The organism is Pseudoduganella aquatica (genome assembly GCF_020865585.1).
Lineage (GTDB): Bacteria > Pseudomonadota > Gammaproteobacteria > Burkholderiales > Burkholderiaceae_D > Rugamonas > Rugamonas aquatica_A.
In genome coordinates this window covers 1154069-1166492 of sequence record NZ_CP086370.1, presented here as the reverse complement: position 1 = coordinate 1166492, position 12424 = coordinate 1154069, and the positions used below count along the sequence as shown (strand labels likewise).

The window sequence follows — 12424 nt, the reverse complement described above, 5'->3', positions numbered from 1 at the left end:
CTTTTTTTTTTGAGTTAAGATGGGTTCACATCCACAACGTTGGGAGGTGTGTCCATGAAACGACGGCTGATGCTACTGACTCTCGCTACCACCCTGCTGCTGGCGCAACTGCCGGCCCGCGCCGCGGAACGCGGCAATGCCGACGAAGCGATGGCCATGGCGAAAAAAGCCATCGCCTACCTGAAGGCGCACGGCAAGGAGAAGGCCTTCGCCGAGATCAACGACCCGCGCGGCCAGTTCACCGACCGCGACCTGTACGTGGTGGTGTACGACCTGAACGGCAAAAACCTGGCGCACGGCCAGAACCCGCGCATGATAGGCAAGGACCTGATCGACATCCGCGACGGCGACGGCAAGTACTATATGCGCGAGCGCCTCGAGATCGCCAAGACCAAGGGCAAGGGCTGGCAGGACTACAAATTCCTCGACCCGCTGACCAAGAAGATCGAGCCGAAGTCCATGTATATCGAGAAGGTGGACGACCTGATCATCGGCTGCGGCATTTACAAGCCGCAGTAAGCCGCCGCCCCCGCCGGCGCCTCGCAAGCCGTGACAGGCTGCGGCTTTGCAGGTAACATGTCTGGTCAGCAACAACCACACCTCATACCTATGTTACTGGCCAAGAACGGGGGCTGCGAGTGGCAGCGCTAAACGACGTCGCGCACTGGCGCGGCCAGATCTTTACGCGCATCCTGCAGTTCGTCCTGGGGCTGGGCGTGATCACGGCGGTGCCCAGCATGCTGCTCAGCATCGCCGAGAACCTGTGGTCGGTGGTGGTGCTGGACGTGGCGGCGCTGGTCTGGATCTTCGGCATCCTGCGCCTGACCAGCGTGAGCTTCCGCACCCGGGTGCTGAACTTCCTGGCCGTCACCTTCATCTTCGGCGTGGGCCTGCTGGTGAAAGTGGGGCCGGTCAGCCAGATCTACCTGATGGCCGTGCCGGTGCTGGCCGCGCTGCTACTGGGCCTGCGCGCCGGTCTGTGGGCGCTGGCCATCGACAGCGCCGCGCTGCTGGTGATCGGCTTCTACACCAACACCATCCCCGACCTGCAGGGACTGGAGCTGGCGGCCTTCCTCAAGTGGTCCGTGATCACTTCCAACTACCTGTTCATCACCGCGGTACTGACGCTGTCGTGCGGCGTGCTGCTGCAGCGGCTGGAAAAGTCCATCGGCGACCTGCGCGCCACCGCCGCCTCGCTGGAGCAGGGGCAGCAGGAGCTGACCGCGCTGAACGCCGAGCTGCGCCTGACCGCCGCCGCCGTGGCGCGCCTGAACGACATGGTCAGCATCGCCGAAGTGGCGGGCACCGAGCAGCGCATCATCTTCGTCAACCGTGCCTTCGAGCGGCGCAGCGGCTACAACCGCGACAGCATGCTGGGCGGCAGCCTGCGCCTGCTGCAGGGGCCGGACACGGCCACCGGCACGCTGGACCGCATCAACCAGGCCATGGCGCGCAGCGAGGCGGTGCGCGCCGAGCTGCTCAACTACACCCGCTACGGCGAACCGTACTGGGTGGAGCGCGAGCTGGTGCCCATCTCCGACGAGGGCGGCAACAACACCCACTGGGTGGCGGTGGAGCGCGACATCACCGAGCGCAAAAAATCCGAGGACGACATCCACCGCCTGGCCTACTTCGACGTGCTGACCGGCCTGCCCAACCGGCGCCTGCTAATGGACCGCATCGACAAGCTGCTGGCCAGCTCGGAGCGCAACAGCCAGTACAGCGCGGTGATGTTCATCGACCTGGACAACTTCAAATACATCAACGACGCGCGCGGCCACGCCACCGGCGACGCGCTGCTGAAGAACGCTGCGGCGCGCCTGGCGCAGCTGATGCGCAAGGCCGACACGGTGGCGCGCATCGGCGGCGACGAGTTCGTGGTGCTGCTGGCCCACCTGAGCGGCGTGCACGCCACGGCGGCGCACGCGGCGCTGGTGGTGGCCGAGAAGATCCGCGTGGCCATCGCCGAGGACTTCGTGATCGACGGCCAGACCTACAGCAGCTCGGCCAGCATCGGCGTGACGCTGCTGCCCAAGGGCGAGCAGAGCGCGCAGGACCTGCTGCGCGAGGCCGACATCGCCATGTACCGCGCCAAGGCGGACGGGCGCAACGGCATCGCCTTCTTCGAGGCGGCCATGCAGGCCGAGGTGGAGCAGCGCCTGAACCTGGAGCGCGACCTGGCCGCCGCCATCGACAACCGCGAGCTGGCCATGCACTACCAGCCACAGGTCGACCGCGACGGCGCCATTATCGGCGCCGAGCTGCTGATGCGCTGGCAGCGCGCGGACGGCAGCTGGGTGTCGCCGGCGCTGTTCATTCCGCTGGCCGAGGAATCGGGCCAGATCCTGGCGCTGGGCGCCTGGGCCATGCGCCAGGCTTGCGAGGCGGTGCTGCAACTGCTGGCGGCGGGCCACCGGCTGCCGCTGTCGGTCAACGTCAGCCCGAGCCAGTTCCGCCAGCCGCTGTTCGTGGAGCAGGTGCGCACGCTGCTGGCCGAAACCGGCGCGCCGGCCGAGCTGCTGATCTTTGAAGTGACCGAAGGGCTGCTGGTGGAAAAACTGGAGGACACGGTGCTGCGCATGCGCCAGCTGGCCGCGCTGGGCATCCGCTTCTCGATCGACGATTTCGGCACCGGCTATTCCAGCCTGGCCTACCTGAAAAAAATGCCGCTGTACGAGCTGAAGATCGACCGCAGCTTCATCCAGGACACGCCGGCCGACGCCTCGGTCACGGCCATCGTGCAGACCATCCTGGCGATGGCGCACCACCTGGGGCTGAAGGTGGTGGCCGAGGGCGTGGAGACGCAGGCCCAGGCCGACTTCCTCGTCAACAACGACTGCCACGGCCTGCAAGGCTATCTGTACGCCCGCCCCGCCCCGCTGGACGCGCTGCTGGCGCGGCTGGGCGGCTAGGCCAGAAGGCCCTGAACCGCTTGCAGTACTTCGGGCTCCAGTTGGCGCGACTGCTTCGCCAGATTGAGCTGTTTCGCCGTCGATGCGACTTCCAGCATGCCCGGCTCCAGCTTGTAGCTGCCTTTCGCCAGCAGCCAGCGCAGCACATCTGCCAAGTGCCACAGCGAGGAGCTGCCTTCATGTATCGGCGTCGGGAAGGTAGCAGCATTATTCATGGCGAGCTTGCGCATATTTTGGCGCGATACACCCACGACGTCGGCAATATCGGTTAGACCTACGAAGTCCGGACCGGCCTCAATCAGCCTGGCCGAGGGGATGGCGCGCTTGACGTCGGCAAGGGCGCTTGTCAGGGCAATGTATGCGCTGTCCGCTTCGCGCGTGAACTCAAGCGCAACCCGGCCTGGCTGGCCGATCCCAACTAATGCATCGTCGCACCCCGCCTCGCCCAGGCGTTCAAGCAGTTCATCATGGTTCGCATCATCCACGTCCAGTTGGTATTTGAGCCTAAAAATAAAGTCCATTAGTGTTGCCTCTTGTTCCGGGCGCAATTATCGACCACACGCCTCAAAGCCTTCGCATGACTGCCGGGATTTTTCGGAGTACTCCATACCGACGCAATGCAAAATTCGCCGCAACGGCAAGTCTCATCGTTATAGGGACAATACATCTTTCCCCAGGCATGGCTTTTCTTGGGATGCGACACACGAGCCATCATGCTCTCCGGGTTCACATAGCACGGCCAGAGGTTGTCACATGACAACCATTGAATACATTATAGTGCAATCTCAAAAAGTCGCGCATCCTGCCCTGCGTCCGCTATCATGAGTGATCCTCGCAACCTTTTGCATCCAATGGAATTGATTGTTGTTACGGTGTGCCTGCTGGCTGCCGCTCTTGCCTACTCGCTGCGCGCCGCCGGCACCAAGCCGGTCAAGGGCAGCGATTTCTACGTCGTCTCGCGCGACGGGCGCGTGCTGCGCAACCGGGGGCCGCAAGTGAAGTGCCTGCGCGCGCTGGCCTTGCCGGAAGGGCTGCGCGTCACGCTCAGCAACGGCAGCCGCACCGGCCAGTTCTTCGTCCACGACCTGGTGGCCGAGGCGCACCTGCCCAACCCGAAAGGCCGCAGCAGCGTGCGCCACAAGGACGGCAACAAGCGCAACAACGCCGTAGATAATCTGGAATGGTATTAGGAATTGCTAGCAGAAGATTGCCTCTTGAAAGCTATCCAATTATCACCAAAACGTTAATTCTCAGGTTAAACGGCAAAATATTTTTACCATTAGAAACAAATATTTCCGACAACATCAATTAAGATTCAGATAATATATCCGAATTGCTAATTGGAAATATTAGTTTCATGCGCCTAAATACCGCTGCCGTATTGTCACTGCCACTTTTACTGTCCGCCTGCGCCTCCCAGCGATTGGAGCCGGCACCGGATTTGAGCGCCTACCGCTCCGTAGAATTGATTTCCAATAGCAGCGGCAAGCGCGCCAATCTGCCGGCCCGCTTTATTGCCGAGGGCTCCTATTTCGAATTGCCGGGTGAAACCGGCGGCAGCCAGCGCCTGTATTTGCAGGCTGAGGCTTGCCGCAATTCCAGCGACGCCTATTGCCAACGCAGCTACGCCATTACCGGCGACCTGGACGTGTTCCAAACGCGTCTGAAATGCTATGCCGAAGTGCGCAACGACAGCACCACCGGCTATGCAGGACAGGCCTTGCAGGGCTTGTGCCAGGATCCGCACAGCCGCTCCTATTCCTTCACCATCTCCCGCTAAGCACTATGAAAAAGTACGTTTTTGCCAGCCTGCTGGCAGCTACCGCCATGCTCGCAGCCTGTGATTCCGGCCCCTTCGCCAGCACGGACGCCATGCGCCAGCACGCCGCGCAAAGCCTGGCGCAGAAAAACTTCGGCGCGGCCGCCAGCCAGGCCGAGAAACTCAGCGCCAAAGCGCCGGACGACTATGAGGCGTTTTACTTGCTGGCCCAGGCGCAGGCGCAATTGGGCAATAAAAACGCGGCCCTGGCCGCGCTCGAATCGGCCATCAAAAAAGGCTACAAGGACGAGCAGGCAATTGCCGCCAACGACAATTTGCAATCACTGCGCAATATGTCCGCCTACGCGGAATTAATGGACAGCGCGTTCCCGCGCCGCGTCCAGGCCGGTACGGCGGAAACGCCGGCCGCCGCTTCCGACGCGGTGGGCATTACCGAAACGGCCGGCAAGACCGTTATCCGCGCCGGCGACGTCGTCGTGGAAATGCCGAAAACAAACTAATGAATAACGCAATTGGGGAAAAAGCTATGCCGAATCTGTTGAAAAAAACCATCTGCGTGGCGCTGGGTGCGCTGGCCCTGGCCGGTGCCGCACGTGCCGACGACGCCGTGATCGGCGAAGGCCGCGCGCCGCTGGGCGCCGGCAATGCGTCCGCGATCCGCGGCGCCGCCAAGCAGGACGCCGTGCGCGACGCCGTGCTCAAGGCCATCAAGGACGCCACCGCGCTGGACGCGAGTGACGAGCGCTTCGCCCCCATCGTGACCGAAGTGGCCAAGCAGATGCGCGACGTCCGCGTCACCTCGGAAGAATCGGTGGGCGGCGAATTCGTCACCCGTGTGCAAGTGTCGGTGGACCGCAAGCAGATCAAGAACGCCATCCGCGGCACCGACCTGGACAAGCTGAGCGACCGCTCCTTCAGCATCCTGATGCTGGTGGACGAGTTCATGACCAGCACGCGCGACCTCAACATGCCGCTGGAAGAACTGGTGGAATTGAAGTACGACGCTGGCTCCGCCTTCCGCGACAAGTCGATCAAGGCCTCCTCCGCCAGCTCCTCCAACAACTCGGCGGCCGCCTATTCCGGCAGCCTGAACGCGTCCAGCGCCTCGTCGGCCAAGATCAACGCCAGCTCGCAAAGCGCGGCCGGCCTGCGTTCCGGCGGCGACAGCCTGCATGCCAGCGAGCAGTCCAGCCTGCAGGGCAGCCGCTCGTCGGCCGCCGCCGTCTCGGCCAAGGAGAACTACAGCGCCGCGTCGGCCTCGAAGTCGCAGCGCGCCTCGGTCGATGCGCGCAACGTGGCCGCCTCCAGTCATGAAACAGCCAGCTACAAGCACCTGGTGAAGTACCAGGACACGTCCAAGCCGACCAACCGCCCCTTGTTCCTCAACGAGTTCGCCGGCAAGCTGCGCGACTACGACCTGCGGCTGCTCGATTCGATGAATGCGAAAAGCAAATTCTTCGGCGACAAGGCCATCAACCTGACTTTGCTGGGCAACACGGCGGAGATGGCCAAGTTCAGCGAGTTCGCGCGCACCAAGGCCAATGCCGACTTCCTGATGGTCGGTTCGGCCACCGTGATCGCCGGCGAGCGCAACAACGCCACCGGTGAGATGGGCTGCGTCGCCAACGCCGAAGTGAAGGCCTTCGCCACCGCCGGCGGCGAGATGATCGCCTCCATGGCCGAAAGCGCGCAGGCCAGCGGCCCGAATATCGAAGGCTGCGCGGCGCTGGCCGCGCAGAAGGCGGCGCGCCTGATGGCGCCCAGCTTCGCCTCCAGCGCGCTGGGATACTGGGCCGACCGCGCCGCGCGCGGCCGCCAGTACACGGTGGAATTCAAGGGCAGTAACCTGGCGCTGCCGGTGCGCATGGCGTTCGCCAAGGCGTTGCGCGACATCGACGGCGCCTCGGCCGTCGAGAAGAAGGAAGACGGTCCGGACGGCGTGAAAGTCACGCTGACGCTGAAGGGCAAAGGCGACGCCATGGAACAGGTCTACGGCGCCGTGTCCAGCCAGCCAGCGTTCTCCGGCAAGAACCTGGACGGCACCGTGGAAGGCGAACTCGTGACGCTGTGCCTGGACAAGTGCGGCGCGCCGGCCAAGGCGCCCGCCAAGAAGAAGTAAGGAACGGCCATGCTCAAACATTCCCTCCTTGCGCTGCCGGCACTGCTGCTGGCCATGGCCTCGCCCGTCGCGCTGGCCGCCGCCGAAGCCAAGGTGTATCCGGTGCGCGGCGTGTTCTGGGACAGCGGCGAAAGCAAGGCCATCGACCAGCGCTTCATGCAGTCGCTCGACATGCCCAAGGTGTCGCAGCAGGTGAAGGACGCGCTGGACACGGCCTTCAACGGCCGTACCGGCGAGCTGACGCAAAAGACCGGCGCGCACACCTTCGCCGTGTCCTTCCACCTGACGCGCATGGCGACCTACACCGCGCGCAAGCCGGACGGCAACGTGGAGATCCGCACCCCGGTCACCGGCAGCATCTACTTCACCAACGTGCTGACCGGCGAGATCCTGTTCACCGCCACCAGCACCAATGCGGCGCTGTCGCTGGTGTCGGGCAAGGCGCTGGGCGAAGCCGCGCTGCGCGCCGAGGCGGACAAGCTGTACGCGGCGTCGCTGAACGCGCTGATCGAGCAGCTGTGCAAGCAGGCCAACGCCGGCTTCCAGCCGCGCGCGCTGGAGGCGAAGGTGACCGCGCTGCACAACGGCATGCTGCTGCTGGCCGGCGGCTACCAGCAGGGCTTCCAGTCCGGGGACAGCCTGGAGGACGAGCAGTCCAACCTGATCCGCGTGGTGTACGCCGGCGCCGACTACGCCGTGGCCCAGCCGGTCCTGGCCGACGGCGTGCAGCCGGGGGCCAGCTTCCGCAAATACGTGGTCGGCAAGATCGACGGCCGCCTGCGCCCGCGCGCCACCGTGGTGGTGGACCAGGTGGCGCCCGGCTTCAGCCAGGAATACGTGGCGCAGCTGTTCTCCGAGGAGCTGGGCCAGCAGGCGCCGCTGACCATGGTGCAGGTCAACCGCAATTTCGCCGCGCTGCTCAAGTCCATCGCCCAGCAGGCGTCGCTGGCGACGGCCAGCACCGCCCAGCGCGACACGCCGGACCTGCTGATACGTTTGCGCGTGGCCGATCCCATCCTGTACGAAGCCCGCACCAACCTGGGCTTCCGCACGGTGCGCAGCTTCGAAGCCAATGCCTACGCCGAAATCATCGACACCAGCGGCCGCGTGCTGTTCACCTCCGCCGGCCATGAACGCCAGAAGATCGAAGTGAACAACGGCTTCGACCTGGACCCGGCGGCGCGGCGCGAAATCGCCATCAAGAACGTGCTGCTCAACCTGGCGCAGCAGATGGGCAAGCTGGCCGAGGCCAAGCCGGACGCCACGGCTGTGGCGCGCGTCAGTGCCGACGGCATCTTCCTGCCGACGCCGGCCAAGGTCTACCCCCAGCAGGCGGCGGGCTATCTGCTGCGGCCGACGGAATTCAAACTCAACGGCAAGAGCGTCAAGCTGCTGTTCCCGCTGTCCGAAGCGGTGGCGGCCCGGCGCATCGGCAATGAAACGCTGGTCGCCACCGTGATCCCGCTCGGCAAGGACAAGGCCGCGCCGGCCGCCGGCGACGTGTTCGAAACCCTGCAGCTGGGTGTGACGCCGAAGTCGGCCGCCGCCTTCAGCCTGTGCGGCGACTCGGAAACCCTGGGCGCGCTGCGCACGCCGGAATTCGAGAACCTGGCGTCGATGGCGCTGGCCAAGGCCATGCCGGGCAATTACTACGCGCCCGAGATCAAGGCCATCGCCGACGACACCGTCAACGGCGCGACCGGCTTCCGCTCGGCCATCAAATGGACCATCCCCGCCGTGCCCTCCTGCGTGCAGCCGGTGCAGCGGATCGACCTGGCCGGCGAGGAATGCGGCGAGCAGTGCCAGAAGAACGTCACCGCGCGCTACACCATGCGCATCCGCGAAGGCGGCGTGGTCGGCGCGCGCGTCGGACTGGAATCGAAATTCAAAACCAGCGGCTACGAGAAATCGACCGGCGCGGACGCCGTCAACGCCTTGATCCGCTCCGACCTGATCGACGAGGCGCAGCAGCTGCTGGGCAGCATCGCCGCCAAACTAGTTTTCCCCACCACCACCAACTAAGAAAGAGCTACATGAAAGCACGCATGAAAGTACAAGCCGCAGCCGCCGCACTGATCCTGGGCACCAGCATGGCGGCACACGCCCAGCTGGGCGGCCTGTCGCTGCCGGGCGCCAGCAAATCGGCGCCATCCGCCTCGGTGGACGTGGACGGCTTCCTGAAAAACGCCATGACCGCCGAACTGCTGATGCGCGGCTCGCTGGACCAGCTGGTGGCATCGCTGGCATCGAAGGAAGAGCTGGCGCAGATCGACGCGCTGAAGAAAGTGGCCAGCGAAAAGACCGACTCCAAGGAGAAGGCCGTTTCCGAACAGGCCATCATCCAGTCGCAGACCGCCCTGCTCAACACCAAGGACTTCGACAAGATCGCCAATGAAGACGCGAAGAAGATGGACGCCAAGCAGAAGCAGAAACTGGCCGGCGCCGCCTACAACTTCATGCTGGCCGCACTGAAGGACAAGGAACTGATCGGCCAGTCGCAAAGCGTGATCAGCGGCCTGAGCGGCAACCCGGCCAACCTGGGCAAGCTGGGCACCGTGAAAGACACCGCAGGCAGCCTGAAGACGCAGCTGGAACTGGCGTCCTCGCTGGCCACCAAGGTGCCGAAAGTGTTCACCGCCGTGGGCGTGAAGAACCCGCCGGCCAAGGCTTCGGACGCACCAGTCGCCATCGCCGACTGATATAGACCAAGGCTGGGAGCCGGCACATTTATCGTCCAGCTCCCAGCCTTGTATAAAAATTCAACGGGAGCGCAGCATGTTTCGCAGTATCGTACTATGCACACTTATGGCCTTCTCCAGCACGTCGTTCGCGCTCGACTGCGAGGCAGGTAGTCAACTGTACCGAGGCGCTTGCACATCCAATTCAATGGTGGACCTGATTACCTGCATTGATGCCACTGGCGGTAACAAGCAGCAGTTGGTTGCTTATCTCGATCAGTCAAATGGAGCCAACAACAAGGGAGGTGGGAGCATAGCCGCCGGGAATAGAGTCGCATCCGGCAAAGTCGAACTTCAGGCCGCCCGGGAAACAGAGAGCCGAGCCATTCTTGCTTTGGGCGCACGATACTTCGAAGGCGCAACCAAGGTATGCGCAGCGCATGCAGAAAAAATCATTTCAATGAAGTCGGAAGCGCGTCCAGGTAAGGGAAAAAGCGTATCCCCACCATCCGCAAAACTTCCCGTAGCCGTCATTGCCAGCGGCGGCTCTTTGACATTCTTCCCAGGATTTACCATCGTCATCAGAAGCACATCCAGTTCAGAGGACCCATCGCTTACCAATGTGAACATTCAAACGCCGGAAAACGGAACGATCATGGTCCGCACCGACAACATCGCCTGGGACATCTCTCATAAGGGCGTCAACTACAAGATTCGCGCGTCTCTGAACAAGCATAATCAAATCGTACTCACGCTATCGCAGAAATAGTGCGCCTGCATAGTAAAAAAAGCCCGTCATGGCAATGCATGACGGGCTTTCAAACTCATACAAGTTAACTTTTCAGGGCATTACTGCTTGGTGTACTTGTTCAGCCAGTCCAGCACCGTATGGTGCCACAGCACGGAGTTGGCCGGCTTCAGCACCCAGTGGTTCTCGTCCGGGAACACCAGCAGCTTGCTGTCTATGCCCTGGCGCTGCAGCGCGGTGAAGGTGCCCAGCGCTTGCGCGGTAGGGATGCGGAAGTCCAGGTCGCCCTGCACCACCAGCATCGGCGTCTTCCACTTGGCAACGTGGTGCACCGGGTTGAACTTCTCGTGCGACTCGGCCGCCTTGTAGTACGGGCCGCCGTATTCCCACTCGGTGAACCAGATTTCCTCGGTCGAGTAAGCCATGCCGCGGATGTCGAACACGCCGTCGTGGTTGACGATGCACTTGAAGCCGTCGGCCCAGTTACCCTCGATCCAGTTCATCATGTAGCCGCCGTAGGACGCGCCCAGCGCGCAGCTGCGCTCGCGGTCCAGCCATGGGAACTTGGCCACCGCCGCGTCCATGCCCTTCTTCAGGTCTTCCAGCGGCTTGCCGCCCCAGTCGCCGCTGATGGAGTCGGTGAAGGCCTGGCCGTAGCCGGTGGAGCCGTGGAAGTCGATGAACACGGTGGCGTAGCCGGCGCCGGCGTACACCTGCGGGTTCCAGCGGTAGCTCCACGAGTTGCCGAAGCTGCCCTGCGGACCGCCGTGCACCAGGAAGGCGATCGGGTACTTCTGGCCCGGCTGCGCGTTCCACGGCTTCATCACGTGGCCGTACACGGTCTCGCCGTTGGCGCCCTTGAAGGAGAACTGCTCGTACTCGCCGAAGCGCACGTCGGCCAGCGCGGCCTGGTTGACGCTGGTCAGCTGTTCAGGCTTGGCGGCGCTAGTACCCAGCTTGAATTTGTACAGCTGCGCGCCGGAGGCCAGCGAGGCTTGCGCCATCACCACGGTGTCGCGCGCGACGCTGAAGGCGGACACATAGCCCGGGCCGGAGACGGCGCTGGCCTTGCCGCTGGCGGCGTCGATGCTGAACAGGCGGTGCTGGCCCACGTCGTCTGCGGTGGCCAGCAGGGTCTTGCCGTCCGGCGCCCAGCGGTAGTCGGCCACGGAACGGTCCCAGGCGTCGGTCAGCGCGCGCTTCTTGCCGGTGGCGACGTCCATCAGCACCAGGTGGAAGCGGTCGGCCTCGAAGGTCGGGCGCTTCATGGCGGTGTAGGCCAGGGTTTTGCCGTCCGGCGAGAACTGGGCGCGGGTGTCCCAGGCCGGATTGTCGGCGGTCAGGTTGCGCGGCTCGCCGCCGGCGGCGGGCACGCTGAACAGGTCGAAGTTGGTGGACCAGGCTTCGGTCTTGCCGGCCACGCGGGCCGAGAACACCACGGTCTTGCCGTCCGGGCTGAATTGGTATTCGTCGTGGTCGCCGAACGGTTTCGACGGCACGTCGCCGTCAATGCCGCCGCTCAGGCTCACCGGCGCGGCGCTGACCTTGCCGCTGCTGTCGATGGGCGCGGTGTACAGCACGTTGTTGCGGCCGTCGTTCCAGGTGTCCCAGTGGCGCACGAACAGGCGGTCGTAGACCTTGCCGGTGGCCTTGTTCTTGGCTTGCGCATCCATGCGCGCCTTGCTGCAGGCCAGGTCCGCGCAGTCGCGGAACACGGCCAGGCTCATGGCCAGGCGGTCGCCTTGCGGCGACAGGCGGAAGTTCTCCACGTCCACCGGCAGGTCGGTCACGCGCGCCGCTTCGCCGCCGGCCAGCGGCAGGCGCCAGACCTGGTTGCTGCCGCTGCGCGCGGACAGGAAGTAGACGGCATCGCCGGAGGGCGACCATTCGGGGTCCGTGCTGCTGGCGTCGGCCTGGGTCAGGCGCACCGGCGCCGGCTTGGCCGCGCGCAGGTCCAGCATCCACAGCTGGGTGTTGCCGCGGTTCTTGTCCATATTCGTGGCGCGCACCGTGTACACCACTTTCGACGCGTCCGGCGACAGCAGCGGGCTGCCGACGCGTTCCATTTTCACCAGGTCTTCCACGGTAAAGCCGCGCGGTGCGGCCTGTGCGTGCTGAACACCGGACGCGGCCAGCGCGGCCGCCAATACCAGCAGACGTAATTTCATTCGGTTTATCTCCGACATC

12 protein-coding genes are annotated in these 12424 nt (G+C 64.0%); 9 read left to right on the top strand and 3 right to left on the bottom strand.

From position 1 onward, the window contains the following. The first annotated feature begins 54 nt into the window (after positions 1-54). Positions 55-519, top strand: a complete 465-nt coding sequence (locus tag KT882_RS05135) for a cache domain-containing protein (RefSeq protein WP_161075201.1) — start codon at positions 55-57, stop codon at positions 517-519. Between the two features lie 119 nt (positions 520-638). Next, positions 639-2912 (top strand): putative bifunctional diguanylate cyclase/phosphodiesterase, encoded by a 2274-nt coding sequence (locus tag KT882_RS05130; protein ID WP_161075202.1) that lies wholly within the window; start codon positions 639-641, stop codon positions 2910-2912. Here the strand turns inward: KT882_RS05130 and KT882_RS05125 are convergent. Together KT882_RS05125 and KT882_RS30870 are read right to left on the bottom strand one after the other, a co-directional pair. Next, positions 2909-3433 carry a helix-turn-helix transcriptional regulator gene (locus tag KT882_RS05125; protein WP_228894729.1) on the bottom strand — a complete coding sequence of 175 codons (525 nt, stop codon included), beginning with the start codon at positions 3431-3433 and terminating at the stop codon, positions 2909-2911. The genes KT882_RS05130 and KT882_RS05125 overlap by 4 nt on opposite strands. Then, a complete protein-coding gene (locus KT882_RS30870) occupies positions 3433-3624 on the bottom strand; it encodes a hypothetical protein (protein WP_371869406.1) in 192 nt (63 codons plus the stop codon). Before KT882_RS30870 ends, KT882_RS05125 begins: the two co-directional genes overlap by 1 nt. 139 nt (positions 3625-3763) lie before the next feature. Here KT882_RS30870 and KT882_RS05120 point away from each other — a divergent pair, with 139 nt between their 5' ends. The 7 genes from KT882_RS05120 to KT882_RS05090 all read left to right on the top strand — a co-directional run bounded on the left by KT882_RS05120 (position 3764) and on the right by KT882_RS05090 (position 10258). Next, positions 3764-4102: an HNH endonuclease gene (locus KT882_RS05120; RefSeq protein WP_161075204.1), complete on the top strand. Its 339-nt coding sequence runs from the start codon at positions 3764-3766 to the stop codon at positions 4100-4102. 251 nt (positions 4103-4353) lie between these two features. Next, on the top strand, positions 4354-4692 hold the full coding sequence (locus KT882_RS05115) for a hypothetical protein (protein ID WP_161075607.1): 339 nt from the start codon (positions 4354-4356) through the stop codon (positions 4690-4692). 5 nt (positions 4693-4697) lie between these two features. Continuing rightward, positions 4698-5192 carry a tetratricopeptide repeat protein gene (locus KT882_RS05110; protein WP_161075608.1) on the top strand — a complete coding sequence of 165 codons (495 nt, stop codon included), beginning with the start codon at positions 4698-4700 and terminating at the stop codon, positions 5190-5192. A 26-nt stretch (positions 5193-5218) separates the two neighbouring features. Further along, on the top strand, positions 5219-6811 hold the full coding sequence (locus KT882_RS05105; protein ID WP_228894727.1) for a hypothetical protein: 1593 nt from the start codon (positions 5219-5221) through the stop codon (positions 6809-6811). A gap of 9 nt (positions 6812-6820) precedes the next feature. Further along, entirely contained in the window at positions 6821-8833 is a 2013-nt protein-coding gene (locus KT882_RS05100) for a hypothetical protein (RefSeq protein ID WP_228894726.1), read from the top strand. Between the two features lie 23 nt (positions 8834-8856). Further along, positions 8857-9510 (top strand): hypothetical protein, encoded by a 654-nt coding sequence (locus KT882_RS05095; protein WP_161075611.1) that lies wholly within the window; start codon positions 8857-8859, stop codon positions 9508-9510. Between the two features lie 106 nt (positions 9511-9616). Further along, entirely contained in the window at positions 9617-10258 is a 642-nt protein-coding gene (locus KT882_RS05090) for a hypothetical protein (protein ID WP_161075612.1), read from the top strand. 80 nt (positions 10259-10338) lie between these two features. Here KT882_RS05090 and KT882_RS05085 read toward each other — a convergent pair whose 3' ends face one another. Beyond that, positions 10339-12405, bottom strand: coding sequence for a S9 family peptidase (locus tag KT882_RS05085; RefSeq protein ID WP_228894723.1), 2067 nt, complete (start codon positions 12403-12405; stop codon positions 10339-10341). Between the last annotated feature and the right edge of the window lie 19 nt (positions 12406-12424).